Origin of the sequence: Candidatus Pseudothioglobus sp. Uisw_050_01, assembly GCF_048085775.1 — a bacterium.
In the GTDB taxonomy this organism is placed as follows: domain Bacteria; phylum Pseudomonadota; class Gammaproteobacteria; order PS1; family Pseudothioglobaceae; genus Pseudothioglobus.
Genome location: NZ_CP159804.1, coordinates 1,210,532 through 1,228,830 on the forward strand (window position 1 = coordinate 1,210,532; position 18,299 = coordinate 1,228,830).

Sequence of the window (18,299 nt, forward strand, 5' to 3'; positions counted from 1 at the left end):
GGAATTAAACAGATATGGCAGGACATAGTAAATGGCACAACATTCAGCACAGGAAAGGAGCGCAGGATGCTAAGCGTGGAAAAGTGTTTACTAAGCTCATTAAAGAGATTGTTATTGCGGCAAAAAAAGGTGGTGGTGTTCTAGAAAATAATCCTTCTCTGCGCGCTATTATTGATAAGTCTCTAGCAGCAAATATGAAACGTGACACGATAGAAAATGCTGTAAAGAGAGGCTCAGGTGATTTAGAGGGTGATAATTATGAAGAAATACGTTATGAGGGCTATGGATTAGGAGGAACTGCCATCATGGTCGATTGCCTCACTGATAATAAAAATCGCACTGTCTCAGATGTTAGGCATGCTTTTTCAAAGCATGGAGGTAATTTAGGAACAGATGGATCAGTCGCATACATGTTCACAAAACAAGGTTTTATAAGCTTTGCCTCAGGAGATGAGGATGAAATCATGGAGGTTGCTTTAGAATCTGGAGCTGAAGATATTATTGTCAATGATGATGGCTCTATTGACGTAGTAACTAGTCCAGATAGTTTTTTTCCTGTTAATGATGCACTCATTGCGAGTAACTTAACTCCTGATCACTCTCAAATTACTATGGAGCCAGCAAGCCGTATTGAGCTTAATATGGAGGATGCTGAGAAATTTATTAAACTTATAGACTGGCTTGAAGACCTTGATGACACCCAGGAGGTCTATCATAATGCTGAAATTTCAGACGAATTAATGTCTGAACTATGATTTCATTTCATTCGGGAATTCAAGCACTTCGAAATTTTAAAGTCAGGGATCTCAATGAAAAAATAAATTCCGCTTTTCCACATATAAAACTATTATCTTCGGAATACATTCATTTTATTGAAACAGGCTCTAAGCTTAGGAATAAAAGCCAATTAATTCTTGATAAACTATTAAATTATTCTCCTCAGTTAGACGCTTCGAACTCACTTCAAAAAATTATAATAACTCCTAGGATTGGAACCATATCACCATGGTCGTCAAAGGCAACTGATATTTGTCAGCTTTGTAGCCTGAATGAAATCAAAAGGATTGAACGAGGAATTATTTATCATTTTAACCAAAAAATTAAATCTGAAGAATTTGAGGATATTCTTAACTTTATAATGGATAGGATGACTGAATCTCATCTTAAAAATATTGATGATTCAAGCTTATTATTTGACGAATTAAAGCCAAATTCATACAAAAGTATAGACATCCTTAAAGATGGAAAATCTGCAATCATTAGTGCAAATGTTGAATTAGGCCTTGCCCTTAGCGATGGTGAAATGAATTATTTGTACGATAACTTTTATAAATTAAGAAGAAATCCCAGGGACATTGAGTTAATGATGTTTGCTCAAGCTAATTCAGAACATTGTAGACATAAAATTTTTAATGCAGACTGGACCATCGATTCAGAAAAACAAGCAATCTCCCTATTTGACATGATTAAGAATACTTATCATAAAAGTCCAAAAGGACTTCTATCAGTCTATAGTGATAATTCAGCTGTTATGAGTGGCTATAAATCAAGTTTTTTTGAGCCCAACCATGAAGGTGTTTATACAACATCAATTGCAGAAAAAGCGGTGTTAATTAAAGTAGAAACTCACAATCACCCTACGGCAATTGCTCCTCAGCCTGGAGCTGCAACCGGATCGGGAGGAGAAATTAGGGATGAAGGCGCAACGGGAAGAGGATCAAAACCAAAAGTAGGTCTTAGTGGATTTTCAGTTTCAAACTTAAAAATACCAAATTCAATCAACCCCTGGGAAAAAGATTATGGTAAGCCAAGTCAAATTGCATCTGCTCTTGAAATTATGATTGATGGGCCTCTTGGTGCTGCTTCATTTAATAATGAATTTGGCAGGCCAAATACTTGTGGATATTTTAGGACATATGAGCAAAAAACTGAAAATAATGAAATTAGAGGCTATCACAAACCAATTATGCTCGCTGGTGGCCTTGGAAATATAAGAGAAGACCATGTCGAAAAAGGCTCAATTTCTGATGGAGATGTTCTCATAGTTCTTGGTGGTCCTGCTATGTTAATTGGCTTAGGTGGTGGCGCTGCATCAAGTGTGGGTAGTGGAGATCAGAGTCAAGAGCTTGACTTTGCTTCAGTTCAAAGAGCAAACCCAGAGATGCAAAGACGTGCCCAAGAAGTTATTAATTCTTGCATTCATTTAGGTAATAAAAATCCAATTGTTTCAATCCATGACATTGGTGCAGGTGGGCTTTCAAATGGAATCCCTGAACTAGTCAATGACTCTCAAAAAGGTGCTAATCTTCAACTAAGATCAATACCAAATGACGAAACAAAAATGTCTCCACTTGAGATATGGTGCAATGAGTCTCAAGAAAGATATGTTCTTGCGATTAAAGAAGAGAGCGTTGATTTATTTCGTCAAATATGTATCAAAGAAAGAGCACCTTTTGCTGTCTTAGGAAATGCAACCGATAATCAGCATTTAACTCTTGAAGACTCTCATTTTAAGAATAAACCAATTGACCTTGAAATGTCTTTACTCTTTGGATCAACTCCAAAAACTCTCAAAGATGTCTCATCACTTCCAAATAATGAGAAGGAATTTAATAACAGCACAATAAAGCTTAATGAAGCTATTAGTCGCCTTTTAAAACTTCCTACAGTTGCAAGCAAAAATTTCCTAATAACTATTGCTGATCGCTCAGTTACTGGACTCATTGCCAGAGATCAAATGATTGGACCATGGCAAGTGCCTGTAGCAGATTGTGCTATTTCATTAGCAGACTATTCTGGATACCAAGGTGAAGCCATGTCAATTGGTGAAAAAACGCCTCTGTCCCTTATTAATGCAGCGGCAGCGGCAAGAATGAGTATTGGAGAAGCATTGACTAACCTACTCAGCGCCTATATTGAAGACATAACTCACATCAATCTCTCAGCTAACTGGATGTGCGCAAGTGGATTTCCAGGGGAAGATGCAAAGCTTTATGAGGCTGTTAAAGCAATTGGTATCGAGCTTTGTCCAAAATTAGGACTAACAATACCCGTTGGCAAAGATTCAATGTCTATGAAAAGCACATGGAATGAAAATGGAGATGAAAAATCAGTTACAGCGCCCCTATCCTTAATAATTAGTGCATTCTCAAAAATACCTGATGCAAGACTACAAATCACACCCTTACTTGATACCAAAATTGATTCAGAGCTTTTTTTAATTGACCTAGGACTAGGAAGAAATAGAATGGGAGGGTCTTGTTTAGCACAAGTTTACAACCAAGTTGGAAAAACTTCTCCAGATCTTGATGATCCAATTTTATTTGCTAAGTTCTTTTCATTAATAAATAAGCTCAATAAAGAAAAGTTAATTAGCGCTTATCATGATCGCTCCGATGGAGGCGTTATTTCAACTTTAATTGAAATGGCATTTGCATCTCATTGTGGTATGGAGATCATTGGTACTAATACTATAAATGAACTCTTTAATGAAGAGTTGGGCTGTATTATTCAAATCCCAGTTATAAATAAATCTATAGTTCTCAAAGAGCTTGAAGACATTGGCCTTAAAAAATTCACGAGGCCGATTGCTAAAGTAAATAATACTGATGAAATTTTAATCTACCAAGAAAAGAGGTTAGTATTTCGCGAACAGAGAAAGAATCTTCATAAAGAGTGGTCATCAACCTCTTTTGAAATTTCTAAGCTTCGAGATAATCCAATATGCTCAGAGTCAGAAAATAAGGAGATACTAGAAACTTCTGATGGTTTAAAAGTTAAAACGACTTATGATATTAATGAATCTATAAGTGCGCCTTATTTAAGCACTGGAATAAAGCCAAAAATTGCTATTTTAAGGGAGCAAGGTATCAATGGCCATGTTGAGATGGCTGCTGCTTTTTCACAAGCTGGCTTTGATGCTTATGATGTCCACATGAGTGAAATTCTTTCTGGAAATAAATCATTGAAACATTTCCAAGGTCTAGCAGCATGTGGCGGTTTTTCATACGGCGATGTTCTAGGTGCAGGTAGAGGCTGGGCAAACTCTATCCTTCTAAATAGTAAGGCAAAAGATGAATTTTCAGAATATTTTTCCAGAACTGATAGCTTTACTCTTGGTGTTTGTAATGGCTGCCAAATGGTTTCCAATTTAAAAGAAATTATTCCTGGCTCACAGAATTGGCCTTCATTTGAAAAAAACACTTCAGAGCAATTTGAAGCTCGCTTTACAAGTGTTAAAATTGAAAAAACTAACTCCATACTTTTTAATGGAATGCAGGGCTCTATTATGCCAATAGCAATTGCCCATGGAGAAGGAAGGGCAAAATTTACCTCTCAGCAAAGTAAAAGTAATATTGCTATGCAATACGTCGATTACTCAGGCAATAAAACCCAAACTTATCCACATAACCCAAATGGATCAGAAGACGGTATTGCAAGTATGTGTGATGACTCAGGAAGAATTACAATTATGATGCCCCACCCTGAAAGAGTTTTTAGATCAATTCAAAACTCATGGCACCCTGATGATTGGCAAGAAAGGTCGCCATGGATGAGGATGTTTGAAAATGCCAGAAAGTGGGTTGATTGATAGATATGAATAATAATTACCTCTATGCTGCCTGACAAAGTTATTAGAAGCAATAGAAAAACTTTAAGCATTTCTATTAATGAAAGTGCTGAATTAATAGTGCGTGCACCAAATCGAATATCTGATCAAAAAATTCAAAATTTTATTAATGAAAAAGAGAATTGGATTACAAGAAATCAGTCAGCAATAAAGGCCCGTGTTGAAGAAGCAGGAAAAGATAAAAATATGCTTCTATATCTTGGAACACTTTTTCCATTAAAAACTAATAATAATGCTAAAAAGATTTCCTTTAATGGTAAGGAATTTTTAGCTGATCTGAAAAATAAGGAAAAAACTAATAAATCTTTAAAAACTTGGTACAAAAATAAGTTTAAAGAAGTTGCAGTTCCACGACTATTTTATTTTGCCGAAAAACATAATTTACAGGTCAATCAAGTGAGGATTAAAGAGCAGAGAACGCTCTGGGGATCTTGCTCTTCCAGAAACAATATCAACCTAAATTTTCTTCTCATTATGGCGCCATTAAAAGTAATTGACTATGTCATTATTCATGAATTAGTCCACACCATTCATAAAAACCATTCAGCAAATTTTTGGAGCGCAGTTGAAGAAATTATGCCTAACTATAAAGAAGCTAAGCATTGGCTTAAAGAAAATGGTTACAGGTTAAGGGCCTTATAGCTAATTATTTTTTTAGCCGTTATACTTTTCTACAGCCTCTTCCATAGCCTCTTTCAATGTATCTTGCTCGGCCATTTCAAGAATAATATCACCACCACCAACTAATTCAGAATTGAAATAGATTTGAGGAAATGTTGGCCAGTCAGCAAAGTCAGGCAGGCTTTGAAAAACTTCTTGGTCTTCAAAGATGTTAACAAATGCAAACTCAACGCCCGTTGAGGCTAACGTTTGAGATGCGCGAGCTGAGAAACCACACTGAGGAAACTGAGGCGTTCCTTTCATGTAAATAACTATCGCTGCACTATCAACTTGTTTTTGAATTTTTTCTAATACGTCCAATTTAATACTCCCAATGTTTTTTACTATTTTAGTATAGTATTTACAAGGCTACAAAGATTTGTAAAAACAATTATTGCTTAATTGCCTGTGAGATTACATACTTTTGTCCTTGCTTAATTTTTTTATAATTACCAAAAACCGATTTAAAGTTATTTTTTATAAAATCCTTAAGCCCATTGATTGTAACGACAGTAATTACGCCACCAGGTTTTAGAGCGTCCAGAGCATCATAAAGAATTATTGAGAGTTGCTCACGTCCAACTTTAGCAGGGATATTTGAAACGATTTGATTAAATTTGATATCACTAGGGACTTGCAAAAAAGCATCTGAGAGGTATGCTTTTGCATTAACAATGTTATTAAGTTTTGCATTGTAGTTTGCAAGATCCACTGCAACAAAGTCTTTATCAACCATATGAACTTCACCCCTAGTACAGTGTTTTGCCAGGGCTAGGCCAATAGGGCCATAACCACACCCTAAATCTAAACAAACATCATCAATATTAGCACTAAAGTACTTCATCAAAAGCTTAGTTCCATCATCAAGGGCTCGAGGGCTAAAAGTACCCCATCGAGTATGCAGTTTTAGATTTGAATCAAATAGTTCTACATCAAGAACTATATCTTTTTTTAATTCAGCAATGTCTTTACGCTCAAACATTTATCAATCCTAATTAGAAGTGGTAATTATATAGAACTATAAAAAATCGATGTAATGCTAGTAACAGCATTAATTTAATTGTATTTTTTGTTTGTTGCAATTACTTTGTTAGCATCATCACCTATGTGTGACTCTCCACGACTTTTTGCAAGCTGCACCTGTTTTTCTCTTTCACGATAACGACTAACTTGTGACGAGTTTTTTGTTCCATAACACCTTGGACAGGAGGCTCCTTTTTCATAATGAGGATGCTCTTTATCTTCATCAGTAATCGGAAATCTACAGGCATGGCACTGATCATATTTTCCAAGCTCAAGATTATGTTTAACAGCAACTCTATCATCAAAAACAAAGCACTCACCTTCCCATAAACTTTCACCTTCTTTAACTTCTTCAAGATATTTTAAAATTCCACCCTGAAGATGAAAAACATTTTCAAAGCCTTTAGACTTTAAATACGCGGTAGATTTCTCACAGCGTATACCACCAGTACAAAACATGGCAATTTTTTTGTCTCGATATTTTTCTAAATTATTTTTAGTATAGGCTGGGAACTCTCGAAAAGTCTCAGTATTCGGATTAATAGAGCCCTTGAAACTTCCTATTTCAAATTCATAATTATTTCGAGTATCAATTAAAACAACGTCAGGGTCATTAACAAGCTCATTCCAATCAGCTGGCTTAACATAAGTACCAGAAGAAAATATAGGATCAATATCTGACACCCCTAGCGTCACTATTTCTTTTTTTAACTTAACCTTAAGTCTTTTAAATGGAGGTTTCTCGCTATAAGAAAATTTATACTCAAGGCCAACTAGTCTCTCATCTTTTTGAAGGTAATCAAGGAATTTCATAATGCTGTCATTATCACCAGCAATCGTTCCATTGACTCCCTCTTTAGCTAATAATAAAGTACCTCTAATATTGAGTGATTCTAAAAATATTTTAAGAGGGCCTTGAATTTCTTCAAAATCATCTAGACGAGTAAACTTATATAAAGCGCAAATAGTGAGCATATTTCACAAATGAAAAAGTAGTGTGTTAATTTTACTAGCCAGTTGTATTATTTTTTTACTATTTAACCTTTTAAATAAAGATTAAAACTACATTAGGGCTCCACTATTCTTAATACTGACAAGTGTATAATATTTTTCTTTTGCTCGATGAGCATCGATAAATCAGTTTAACTCAATAATGCTAAATAATATTCATAAGCCAAGTGACATAAAAAAACTAAACATTGAAGAATTAAATAATCTTGCTTTGGAGATTAAATTATTCTTAATAGAGAGTATTGAACAAACTGGCGGGCATCTAAGCTCAAATCTTGGAACTATTGAATTAACCCTTGCAATGCATTATGTGTTTGACACTCCAAACGATACCTTTGTTTGGGACGTTGGTCATCAAGCATATACTCACAAGATCCTAACTGGTAGAAGAGATTTAATGTCAACTCTGCGTCAAAAAGATGGCTTATCTGGCTTTACAAAAAGAAGTGAAAGTGAACATGATGCTTTTGGCGCTGGTCATTCATCGACCTCAATAAGTGCAGCCCTTGGTATTGCAATTGCTAACAAATTACAACAAAAATCTGACACTTCAATAGCAGTTATTGGAGATGGAGCATTAAGTGGGGGCATGTCATTTGAGGCCATGAATCATGCAGGTGATACTGATGCCAATCTGCTAATCATTCTTAATGACAATGACATGTCGATTTCTCAGAACGTTGGGGCTTTGAGTAAATATCTAACTAGACTTATTTCTGGAAAAATATACTCAACTATGAAGTCAAAGTCTCTTGAGTTCTTAGAAAGATTACCACGTGTCCAAAAATTTGCTAAACGCTCTGAGGAGCATCTAAAAGGAATGTTTCTTCCAGGAACGTTATTTGAAGAGCTTGGGATAGAGTATTTTGGACCAATTGATGGCCATGATATTCCCGTATTAATTAAAGCTTTACAAAATTTAAAAAATATCGAAAACCCTCGAATTCTCCATATCATTACTAAAAAAGGTCATGGACTAGAGGCTGCAGAGCAAAATCCATTAAAGTTTCATGGAATTTCTCCACCATCAAGTTCATCAAACAACTTTCCAAGCTACAGTAAAGTTTTTGGCGAGTGGCTATGTAATAGAGCCAAGAATGATGAAAGAGTAATTGGAATAACTCCGGCAATGTCTGAAGGATCTGGTATGGTGAATTTTGAAAAAAACTTTCCTGAACGCTTTATTGATGTCGCAATTGCAGAGCAACATGCTGTCACGCTAGCTGGAGGAATGGCAACTAAAGGATTAAAGCCAGTTGTGGCAATCTATTCAACATTCTTACAGCGTGGTTATGACCAATTTATTCATGATATCGCGTTACAAAATTTAAATGTTATTTTTGCTATTGATCGTGCTGGACTTGTTGGGGCCGATGGCGCAACGCATGCCGGTATTTTTGACTTAAGCTTTTTGAGGTGTATTCCAAATATTGTTATTATGGCGCCAAGCTCCTCAATTGAAATGTACAAGGCCCTTAATTTTTCTCTTGAGTTTGATGGGCCAGTATGTGTAAGGTTTCCAAGAGGTAAGTCAGCTATTGAAGAGTTTGTAACAGATCAATCACTAGAAATTGGAAAAGGAAAAATCGTCAGGACTGGTAAAGATATTGCTATTTTTGCATTTGGTAATATGCTTGAACCAGCTCTTAGCGCATCTGAAAAGATTAATGCAACAGTTATTGACATGCGTTTTGTTAAACCTCTAGATGAAAATTTAATTATCGATACTGCCAACAGTTATAAAAAACTAATCTCAATTGAAGACAATACTGCAAGCGGTGGCGCTGGAAGTGCCATTAATGAATTACTTCAATCGAAAAACATTAAAACGCCGCTCCATATCCTTGGCGTGCCTGACTTAGTAACCGAACATGGATCTCAAGACGAGCTTTATTTGCTTTATGGATTGCATGAAGAAAACATCATTAATGTGGCAAAAAATTAATGAAGGCAACGCTAAAAAAATATAGTCCAAAACGTGAAAATGTTAATTTAGGATGGCTTAATAAATACCTAACTGATCCGGAGCTATGGAAATGGAATAAGAGATCTATCGCTAAAGGATTTGCTGTTGGTCTTTTTTGCGCATTTCTTCCAATACCAGTTCATATGCTACTAGCTGGAATCCTTGCGGTTGCTTTTTCTGCGAATATTTTGCTTTCATTACTTGTTGTTTGGGTAAATAACCCACTTACTATTGTGCCAATTTTCTACTTTACTTATAAATTAGGTGCCTCCATTATTGGAGTTGAAATCGATCCTGAGTTTGAATTTTCATTTGGCTATTTGATGGATAACTTTTGGTCGGCGACACTAGCTCTATGGGTTGGAGGCATGATTACCTCAATTGTGGCATCAACATTAGGGTATTTTTCAATTATTTCAATATACAGGTACAAAGCACTGAAAAGAGTTAAACGTTTGAAATAGGAATGCGCCTTCTAATGCTGGCTTCTAAAGTGTCAACTAGTGATTCATTCTCAACCTTGCTGTGAGTTTTTCCGTCTATATACAGTAGATTTGGAGAGCCACCAGTAAGGCCAACACTGACCTCCTTCGCCTCACCTGGTCCATTAACAACGCAACCAATTACAGCAACATCAATTGGCTCAGTGATATCTTCTAATCGAGCTTCAAGTTCATTAACAACCGAGATTACGTCAAATTTTTGTCTTGAGCATGATGGGCATGCAATCAAATTAACGCCCTTCTTTCTTAAATGAAGTGACTTTAAAATATCAAAACCAACTTTTATCTCATCCACAGGATCTGATGCAAGAGAGACTCTAATAGTATCACCAATACCTTCGCTTAAAAGCAAGCCCATTCCAATTGAAGATTTAACAGTTCCAGAGCGAAAAGATCCAGCTTCTGTAATACCTAGGTGCAGCGGATTATCAATTTGAGAAGCTAATTGACGATAAGCAAATATAGTCATAAAAACCTCAGAAGCTTTAAGTGAAACCTTAAAGTTATCAAAGTTTAGTCTATCTAAAATATCAATATGTCTAAATGCAGATTCAACCATCGCCTCTGGAGTCGGCTCAGTGTATTTTTTTTGTAAATCTTTTTCAAGGGATCCAGCATTAACACCAATACGAATTGGAATCCCATTATCTTTTGCAGCTGCAACAACCTCCTTTATTCGATCCTCTTTACCAATATTCCCAGGATTAATTCGTAAACAGTCCGCACCATATCCTGCAACTTTTAAAGCAATTTTATAATCAAAATGAATATCAGTAATTAGAGGGATATTAACACGTGTCTTTATTTTTTTAAACGCTTCAGCTGCGTCCATAGTCGGAATTGAAACTCTAACAAGATCAGCTCCAGCTTTTTCAAGAGATAAGATTTGTGAAACTGTTGAGTCGACATCACATGTATCAGTATTAGTCATACTCTGAACAGTAATTGGAGCATCTCCGCCAATGGCAACATTGCCGACAAAAATTTTCTTAGAAACCCTTCTTTTAATTTTGTGTGCTTGCTTCATAAGTGCTTATTACTTCATCAAGATTTTCAGTTACTTCCTTAATTTCTTTTGGAGAACTTAAATTATTACTATTTTCAACAACTATATTCTCACTCACATCATCAAGACTTGGCTGACTAATTATGATTGAATTTGATTTACTTTCAGTTCTATCTTCTCCCTGAAAATAATACCATATAGCACCAAAAATTAAAAAAAACAAAGAAAGCCAAAGCAGCCTCCTCTTTAAAGGTTTTTTCTTTTTAGGATAATAATTAATCCCGTCCAGCACTTCTTCTACTCTTATCTACAACTTTTCCAGCTAGTTGGCCACATGCTGCATCAACATCATCACCTCGCGTTCTTCTCGTAGTAGTTCGAATTCCTGAGCGATACAAGATATCTTGAAATTTATCAATAGCAATGTCATTTGAAGTTGTATATTTCGTTTCAGGGAAAGGGTTGAAAGGTATTAGGTTGACCTTAGCTGACTCACCCTGAAACCAAAAATTTATTAGTTTTGAGAGCTCCTGAGCTTGCTCAATAGAATCATTAACACCCTTAAGCATAACGTACTCGAACATTACATGTCGCTCTTGAGTTCCTGCATTCAAGTAGTAATGACAAGCCTTCATTAGCTCTTTAATAGGATATTTTTTATTAATTGGGACAAGTATATCTCTTAATTCATCATTAGGAGCGTGCAAGGAGATGGCCAAACTTACTGGAACTGTGTCTGACATTCTCTTTAGTGCCGGAACAATCCCTGATGAAGAAACAGTAACCCGTCTCCTAGAAAGTCCAAATGCCCAGTCATCCAAAAGGATGTCACATGCATCATAAACAGGGGATTCATTAAGTAATGGCTCGCCCATTCCCATAAAAACTACATTAGAAATTCTCTTATTTTTGTCCTTTAAATGGTTTTGAGCAATTAATACCTGTGCAATAATTTCATGGTTTTGAAGGTTACGATTAAATCCTTGATAGCCTGTCGAGCAAAAAGTACAAGCCAATGAACAGCCAACTTGAGAAGATATACAAAGCGTTCCTCTATCTTTTTGAGGTATATAAACTGTTTCAATATGATTTTCTTCACCCAACTTGATTACCCACTTAATAACCCCATCTTTTGAGTTATTGATGGAGGTTACTTCAGGCAATTCAATAGAAGCAATTGCCTGAAGTTTTTGTCTTAAGTCTTTTGAGAAGTTATGCATATCACCAAAGTCTAAAGCACCTTGGTGGTAGATCCACTGCATAATTTGTTTTGTACGAAATGGTTTTTCGTTTAAATCAGAAAAAAACTTCTTAAGCTTAACTTGAGTAAGTCCTAACAAGTTTTGTTTTTCTAACATTACTAAGTCTCTTTTTAAGTTATTTATCTAGTTCTTGGACAAACACCATCATCACCAAAAAAATATGCAATTTCTATTGCAGCGTTTTCTTGAGAGTCTGAACCGTGGACAGCATTTTCGTCTAGAGACTCTGCAAAATCTGCTCTAATAGTCCCAGTATCTGCTTCTTTTGGATTAGTCGCACCCATAATTTCACGATGCTTTGCAACTGCATTTTCGCCTTCAAGAACTTGAACCATAACTGGCCCAGATGTCATAAAGCTTACAAGATCTTTATAAAAAGGTCTCTCTTGATGAACAGCATAAAATCCACCTGCCATTGCTTCATCTAAGTGAATCATTTTTGATGCAACAATTTTAAAACCAGCATCTTCAAAACGAGAGTAAATTTGACCAATTACGTTTTTAGCCACAGCATCTGGCTTAATTATTGATAAAGTTTGTTCCATGAACAATTCCCAGTTAATTAAAAAGCCGGTATTTTACCATGCAGTTGTATATTTCTTATGCTCAGAGATAAAAAAAGAAGATATGCTTATCAATTAAAAAACTTCTTTATTAGGTTAAATCTTCTTAATTAATTTTGTTCGACGATAGTAATCTAATAAATCAAAAGCCCTAAAATAAGCGCTCGCAATTGGAAGAAACCACGGCTTTCCATAATAGTAAGGTCTAGTTTGCAGAGGTGTTTCTTCAAAAACAGTTACTTTTTGATCAGGATTTAACATTTTCAATGCAGCCATATGACCCAAGTATGGCGCCATTGCAACTCCATTTCCACAGTAACCTAGCGCAGAATAAACCCCTTTATTAACACTAAGATTTGGTAATTGACTGAAAGTAAAGCCTGTAAATCCAGTCCAACAATGACTAATTTCAACACCTTCTAAAGAAGGAAAAATTTCTATAAGCATTTTACGCAGAGTTGGTAATGCCTCTTCAGCAGAAATCGAATGCATAGCTGCACGCGTTCCTAGCATTATTCTTGTTCCGCAAGGAGTTGGCCTATAGTAACAATAGCGCTTACGGGTTTCAACCATGCAATGACCGCCAGGCAAAAGAGTCTGAACTTTATCTTTACCAATATCCACTGTTGTTATTACAAAACTTGGTACCGGTAATACGCGCCTTGCTAAATACTTAGAAAGACTTGGCCTTGTATATCCATTAGTGGCCATAAGAACTTGCTTACAGTGAATTTTTGAATTTGAAGTTAAAACATCAAATCCATTTTTTTTTAATTTATTAACTTTAACTACATGCCTATTGCCAAAGACCATTGCCCCTGCTTCTAATGCAAGCTTTAATAAGCCATAATGAAATTTACGCGGCTGAACTGAGCCATGATCTTGATAAAACTGACCTCCAAAATATAACTCTGTTTTTATTGACTTAGACATCATATCAGGACCAATCATTTTAGAATTAAAGTCATCAATAGCTTTTAATTTTTGTAAGTTATCTGCCATACTAACTTGATCTATAGGAAGCCATGAAGTTCTTAATCTTCCACAAACATTAAACTCACAATCAATATTATTTTCTTCAATCAAGTTAGATGTAAATGCTAGTGAAGCATTAGCTTCTTTATGAATTTCTGCTGCAATAACTTCGCCATATTTTTTCTTTGCCTGGTCTGTTGAAACCTTATGACCAGAACCTAGCATTCCACCATTCCTAGTACTTGCTCCAAATCCAATCATCTCTGAATCTAGAACAATAACATTTTTGCCAAATTTTGACAATGTTAAAGCTGCACTTAATCCTGTATAACCAGCGCCAATAATGACAATATCTGCATTCAATGGAAGTGCTTCAGTATTTTTGAATTGTGGCTGGCCGTCCCACCAGAAGGGAGTATATTTAGTCATTTCAGGGTACTAATTAAAAGTCTTTAAAATAGTATATCAACCAATTGGATTCAAAAATACATATTACGAGTCTAAATTATTGGATTTATAATATTAAAAATTACTCTTTATTATCTTTGAGTATGCCCTCAAGACTACTTCCAAAAAATTCTACTACTCTATTAGAAAAGTCTCCCAAGTACATAAATTTAACTCCAGAATGTATAGCATTTTCAGCCAACCAGATTGTTAAGTTTGCCCCATATTTTGTAGCCAGACTTTCCATATCAGACGTATTATGAGGCAAAACTCTTGTATCAGAAGTTCCATGTATTGCAAATATTGGACGGTCGTCATGATTTTTAAAAGCAAGCTTTGGCGAAGGCTCAAGTAATGTTTCATTACCAAATATAAATGCTGACCAAATTGCCCCCTTAGCAAGCCATGGTGGATACCCTTCTCTTTGAAGCTCCTCTTCAACTATAGTGTAAAGATCAGAGAATCCAGAATCTAAAATAGCAGCTTGAATCCTATTATCTAATCCAAAAGCAATTGCAGCAGTTCCTGCACCCATCGATAATCCATAGATTCCAATACTTTTAGGGTTAATAGATTGAGTATTTACTAGCCAATCTACACTTGCAATAACATCACGGTATTCTTTAGTTCCAATGCTAATTTTTCCATCCTCAATAGTAGACATGCCATGATCTCGCTGATCAAACAAAAGTGTATTGAAGCCAGCTTGATTTAATATAGCTGCAACTAATAATATATCAGAGTCATACTTACTTGACCTTAAGCCATGCACTAGGATAACAACAGGAGCTTCACCTGGCCCATTCCTATCTATAGGAATCCACCATGCGTCGATTTGGATATCTTCATCACCAGCAGAATATTGATGAGACTCCCAATAATCAACGATATATTTTTCAAAAGGAAAATCACTTTCTTTTGAATTATCTTGATAGCTACCAGGCGTATTTTCACAATCCACAGAACACCCAGGATCAGCTTTGGCAAGTGTTGAATATATAAAGTATCCAATACCCATATAAACTAGAGCGATAAATAAAATCAGTCCAGTAAGTGTATATCCAACTTTAAAATACAATTTTTGCATAATGTTTTTTTAAATAAAAAAAGGCGCCCAAGGGCGCCTTTTTTAGATAACTAATTTAATTACTAGTTACATGCGTCTTTCAATGCCTTACCAGCTTTGAATGCAGCTACATTTGAAGCTTTAATTTGAATCGTAGCGCCTGTTTGAGGATTACGACCACTGCGAGCAGCACGGGCTCTAACTACAAAGCTACCAAAGCCAGTAAGCTGAACTCCATCACCACTTGCCATTGCTGAAGTAATAGCACCAGTTGTTGCGTTTAGGGCTCTTGCAGCATCAGCTTTAGATAAATTAGCACCTGAAGCAATTGCATCAATTAATTCTGATTTATTCATTTTAATTCTCTCCAATAAAAGTTTGTTATAAAAAAAGACAAAGCGAAAGAGGTAACTTTAAACCTATTTCAGGAGGAAAGAATCAAAAGAAACCATCTGCCTCCAACGCTGTATCTAGAAGTTATTGTACTATCAAAATAAAGTTATTTGAAAAATAATGTAAAAAAAATATTTTATTCTAGCGATTCCCTTCTTTAAGCGCTCTTGCTTTATCCATTTTCCAGTCTCTTTCTTTAATATCCTGACGCTTATCATGGCCTTTTTTTCCTTTAGCTACACCAATTTCTAACTTGACCCTACCTCTTGCCCAATAGAGTTTTAATGGAACAACTGTAGCTCCTTTTTGAGTAATTTTTTCTCGAAGTCTATTAATTTCAAGTCTGTTTAATAGTAATTTTCGAGTTCTTGTTGGATCACATTCAACATGACTGGAAGCTGAATTTAGTGGAGATATATGAGCACCAAAAAGGAACAGCTCATTATTTTTGTAAATCACATAGCTTTCAGTAATTTGAACTTTGCTATCTCTAAGGCTTTTAACTTCCCAGCCAAGCAAACTTAAACCTGCTTCAAGGCTTTGTTCGATAAAATAGTCATGCCTTGCTTTTTTATTTAAAGCAATAGTATTTGAATTATCTTTTTTATTTTTTGCCATGCATCGTATTTCAAAAAGCGCAATTGTTCCATATACACCCCAACAAATGTTTGAGTTAGTTAACAATATTGATGACTACTCTCAATTTTTAAACTGGTGTGATTCCTCCTCTATTTTAAATCAATCTGACGACCAAATCACTGCGTCAGTCGAGATTAATAAAGGCGGCATTAAACAAACGTTTTCGACACTAAACACTTTGACACCCTATCAATCAATTGCGATGGAGCTAGTTGATGGTCCATTTGATGAGCTTTCAGGTGAATGGCGCTTTGAGCCACTTGGTGAAAATGCCGCAAAAATTCATTTAGATCTTCAATTTAAATTTAAATCAATGCTAATTGATATGGCTTTGTCGCCTGTTTTTAAAAATATAGCCAATTCTCAATTAGATTCATTTGTTGCAAGAGCAAAATATATTTATGGCTAAACTTATTGCTTTAAATAAACCGTTTGGAGTTATCTGCCAGTTCAGTGGTGATAATAATACATTATCAGACTTCGTCGACATACCGAATGTCTATCCAGCTGGTAGGCTTGATAAAGACTCAGAGGGACTGGTGATTCTTACAGATGATGGCAAGTTACAAAACTTAATATCCAACCCAAAATATAATAAAACCAAAACCTATGTCGTGCAAGTAGAAGGAGAGCTAAGTTCTACTGCAGCTTCTGCCCTAGAGAAAGGTATTAAACTTAAGGATGGAAACACTAAGCCTGCAGCCGTCAAAATAATTGAAGAACCTAACTGGCTTTGGGCAAGAACACCTCCAATAAGAGTAAGGAAAAATATTCCAACTTCTTGGATTGAAATTTCAATTAGCGAAGGAAGAAATCGTCAAGTACGCAGAATGACTGCAAGCGTAGGATTTCCAACGCTCAGGCTAATTAGAACAAGAATTGATAAGTGGGACTTAAAGGATATACCCTCAGGATCTTATGTCACTCTTTAAACTTGCTTATGAAGCCCTAATTTGCAACGATGTAGAGAGAAAAATTTTACTAATTAATGATTTAAAAAAATACCATATTCCACTTGATATCAATGAATTAAAAGTCAAGGTCATTAAAATTCCTTCCCCAGGGAGGCCTTTGAAACCAAGCTTAGTTGACTTCAAAGGAACCCCAAAAAGAGATCGCTCAGATTTAGGCATGATAAAAAATATCCATGCGATTTGTCATATTGAATTTAATTCAATAAATTTAGCCTTAGATGCAATCTACAGATTTCAAGAAATGCCCCATAAGTATTATGTAGACTGGATTCAAGTGGCCAGCGAGGAGACAACGCACTTCTCACTTCTCAAAAATTACCTTGGGTCTATTGGATATAGTTATGGTGATTTTGATGCTCACAATGGTTTGTGGCAAATGACAGTTGACACAGATTATGATGTTTTATCGAGGATGGCTTTGGTTCCTAGAGTTTTAGAAGCGAGAGGTTTAGACGTTACCCCAAGGATTAGAAAAAAATTTAAAGATGCAAACCTTCATAAGATGGTTGAAATTTTAGATATTATTTTTAAAGATGAAATTGGGCACGTAAAAATTGGGAACTATTGGTATCAATACCTTTGCCATAAAAGAGATCTTGACCCAATTAAGACTTTTGATTTGTTAATAAAAAAACACATTGGGTCTAACTTGCGTGGGCCATTTAATATTGAAGCAAGGCTTTTATCAAATTTTAGTCGAAATGAATTAGATTATCTCGAGCACCCTGAATTACTAGAAACTAACTAATTTCATCCATGGCTTGATTTGCCAACAGATCCGCCATGTCATTACCTGGATCGTCACTATGGCCTTTAACCCAGTGCCAATTTACAGAAAATTCCTTATTTAGGACGTCTAATTGCTTCCAGAGCTCTACATTTTTAACCGGCTTCTTATTAGCAGTCTTCCATCCTTTTGCCTTCCAGCCTTCAATCCAATCATTTATGCCCTGTATAACGTACTTGGAATCTGTATATAAATCAACAGTAATATCACTTGATTTAAGCGCTTGTAGTGCTTTAATTGATGCTGTTAGCTCCATCTTATTGTTTGTAGTATTTAACTCTGAGCCTTTTAATTTCTTGTCATGATCTTTGTATCTCAACCATGCGCCCCATCCACCAATTCCAGGATTTCCTCGGCAACCACCATCTGTATAAATTACAATTTTTTCCATGGA

Annotated in this window: 20 protein-coding genes; 8 read left to right on the forward strand and 12 right to left on the reverse strand. The window is 35.6% G+C overall.

The features are described from left to right. Positions 1-14 precede the first annotated feature (14 nt). The 3 genes from ABXT51_RS06115 to ABXT51_RS06125 are packed head-to-tail and all read left to right on the forward strand — an operon-like array spanning position 15 to position 5,272. Complete coding sequence (locus tag ABXT51_RS06115) at positions 15-755, forward strand: YebC/PmpR family DNA-binding transcriptional regulator (protein WP_416694519.1); 741 nt, start codon at positions 15-17, stop codon at positions 753-755. Continuing rightward, a complete protein-coding gene (gene purL / locus ABXT51_RS06120; RefSeq protein WP_416694521.1) occupies positions 752-4,591 on the forward strand; it encodes a phosphoribosylformylglycinamidine synthase in 3,840 nt (1,279 codons plus the stop codon). Before ABXT51_RS06115 ends, purL begins: the two co-directional genes overlap by 4 nt. A 24-nt stretch (positions 4,592-4,615) precedes the next feature. Next, on the forward strand, positions 4,616-5,272 hold the full coding sequence (locus ABXT51_RS06125; RefSeq protein WP_416694523.1) for a M48 family metallopeptidase: 657 nt from the start codon (positions 4,616-4,618) through the stop codon (positions 5,270-5,272). 12 nt (positions 5,273-5,284) lie between these two features. Here the strand turns inward: ABXT51_RS06125 and grxD are convergent, their stop codons facing one another. The 3 genes from grxD to ABXT51_RS06140 form a co-directional block, all read right to left on the reverse strand. Beyond that, positions 5,285-5,611, reverse strand: a complete 327-nt coding sequence (grxD, locus tag ABXT51_RS06130) for a Grx4 family monothiol glutaredoxin (RefSeq protein WP_271540954.1) — start codon at positions 5,609-5,611, stop codon at positions 5,285-5,287. A gap of 70 nt (positions 5,612-5,681) precedes the next feature. After that, positions 5,682-6,272, reverse strand: coding sequence for a class I SAM-dependent methyltransferase (locus tag ABXT51_RS06135; RefSeq protein WP_416694525.1), 591 nt, complete (start codon positions 6,270-6,272; stop codon positions 5,682-5,684). A 74-nt stretch (positions 6,273-6,346) separates the two neighbouring features. Then, a complete protein-coding gene (locus tag ABXT51_RS06140) occupies positions 6,347-7,288 on the reverse strand; it encodes a rhodanese-related sulfurtransferase (protein ID WP_416694527.1) in 942 nt (313 codons plus the stop codon). A gap of 178 nt (positions 7,289-7,466) precedes the next feature. On the opposite strand from ABXT51_RS06140, the gene dxs reads away from it, so the two are divergent. Both dxs and ABXT51_RS06150 read left to right on the forward strand, forming a co-directional pair. Continuing rightward, positions 7,467-9,269 (forward strand): 1-deoxy-D-xylulose-5-phosphate synthase, encoded by a 1,803-nt coding sequence (gene dxs / locus ABXT51_RS06145; protein ID WP_416694530.1) that lies wholly within the window; start codon positions 7,467-7,469, stop codon positions 9,267-9,269. After that, positions 9,269-9,754: a DUF2062 domain-containing protein gene (locus ABXT51_RS06150; protein WP_416694532.1), complete on the forward strand. Its 486-nt coding sequence runs from the start codon at positions 9,269-9,271 to the stop codon at positions 9,752-9,754. The genes dxs and ABXT51_RS06150 overlap by 1 nt, the downstream gene beginning before the upstream one ends. On the opposite strand, the gene ispG is transcribed toward ABXT51_RS06150, so the two are convergent. From ispG to smpB, 8 genes are all read right to left on the reverse strand, one after another. Then, on the reverse strand, positions 9,738-10,820 hold the full coding sequence (ispG, locus tag ABXT51_RS06155) for a flavodoxin-dependent (E)-4-hydroxy-3-methylbut-2-enyl-diphosphate synthase (protein ID WP_416694535.1): 1,083 nt from the start codon (positions 10,818-10,820) through the stop codon (positions 9,738-9,740). The two genes, ABXT51_RS06150 and ispG, sit on opposite strands and share 17 nt — an antisense overlap. After that, a complete protein-coding gene (locus tag ABXT51_RS06160) occupies positions 10,798-11,022 on the reverse strand; it encodes a hypothetical protein (RefSeq protein ID WP_416694537.1) in 225 nt (74 codons plus the stop codon). The genes ispG and ABXT51_RS06160 overlap by 23 nt, the downstream gene beginning before the upstream one ends. Positions 11,023-11,074: 52 nt before the next feature. After that, the gene (gene rlmN / locus ABXT51_RS06165) at positions 11,075-12,157 is read right to left on the reverse strand and encodes a 23S rRNA (adenine(2503)-C(2))-methyltransferase RlmN (RefSeq protein WP_416694540.1); all 1,083 of its coding nucleotides are present in this window, start codon (positions 12,155-12,157) and stop codon (positions 11,075-11,077) included. Positions 12,158-12,180: 23 nt separating this feature from the next. After that, positions 12,181-12,606 (reverse strand): nucleoside-diphosphate kinase, encoded by a 426-nt coding sequence (gene ndk, locus ABXT51_RS06170; RefSeq protein ID WP_416694542.1) that lies wholly within the window; start codon positions 12,604-12,606, stop codon positions 12,181-12,183. A 114-nt stretch (positions 12,607-12,720) separates the two neighbouring features. Beyond that, positions 12,721-14,028 (reverse strand): NAD(P)/FAD-dependent oxidoreductase, encoded by a 1,308-nt coding sequence (locus ABXT51_RS06175; protein ID WP_416694544.1) that lies wholly within the window; start codon positions 14,026-14,028, stop codon positions 12,721-12,723. A 100-nt stretch (positions 14,029-14,128) separates the two neighbouring features. After that, complete coding sequence (locus ABXT51_RS06180; RefSeq protein ID WP_416694546.1) at positions 14,129-15,133, reverse strand: alpha/beta hydrolase; 1,005 nt, start codon at positions 15,131-15,133, stop codon at positions 14,129-14,131. 62 nt (positions 15,134-15,195) lie between these two features. After that, a complete protein-coding gene (locus tag ABXT51_RS06185) occupies positions 15,196-15,468 on the reverse strand; it encodes an HU family DNA-binding protein (protein ID WP_271540941.1) in 273 nt (90 codons plus the stop codon). A gap of 178 nt (positions 15,469-15,646) precedes the next feature. Next, complete coding sequence (gene smpB, locus ABXT51_RS06190; RefSeq protein WP_271540940.1) at positions 15,647-16,123, reverse strand: SsrA-binding protein SmpB; 477 nt, start codon at positions 16,121-16,123, stop codon at positions 15,647-15,649. Here smpB and ABXT51_RS06195 point away from each other — a divergent pair. Genes ABXT51_RS06195 through ABXT51_RS06205 form a run of 3 tightly spaced genes read left to right on the forward strand, consistent with a single transcriptional unit; the run spans position 16,122 to position 17,866 of the window. Next, positions 16,122-16,553 carry a type II toxin-antitoxin system RatA family toxin gene (locus ABXT51_RS06195; protein WP_416651188.1) on the forward strand — a complete coding sequence of 144 codons (432 nt, stop codon included), beginning with the start codon at positions 16,122-16,124 and terminating at the stop codon, positions 16,551-16,553. The two genes, smpB and ABXT51_RS06195, sit on opposite strands and share 2 nt — an antisense overlap. Next, positions 16,546-17,076, forward strand: a complete 531-nt coding sequence (locus ABXT51_RS06200) for a pseudouridine synthase (RefSeq protein ID WP_416677366.1) — start codon at positions 16,546-16,548, stop codon at positions 17,074-17,076. Before ABXT51_RS06195 ends, ABXT51_RS06200 begins: the two co-directional genes overlap by 8 nt. Further along, positions 17,063-17,866 (forward strand): ferritin-like domain-containing protein, encoded by an 804-nt coding sequence (locus tag ABXT51_RS06205; RefSeq protein ID WP_416694549.1) that lies wholly within the window; start codon positions 17,063-17,065, stop codon positions 17,864-17,866. Before ABXT51_RS06200 ends, ABXT51_RS06205 begins: the two co-directional genes overlap by 14 nt. On the opposite strand, the gene rnhA is transcribed toward ABXT51_RS06205, so the two are convergent. Then, positions 17,859-18,296, reverse strand: coding sequence for a ribonuclease HI (gene rnhA / locus ABXT51_RS06210; RefSeq protein WP_416677369.1), 438 nt, complete (start codon positions 18,294-18,296; stop codon positions 17,859-17,861). The two genes, ABXT51_RS06205 and rnhA, sit on opposite strands and share 8 nt — an antisense overlap. Positions 18,297-18,299: the final 3 nt, after the last annotated feature.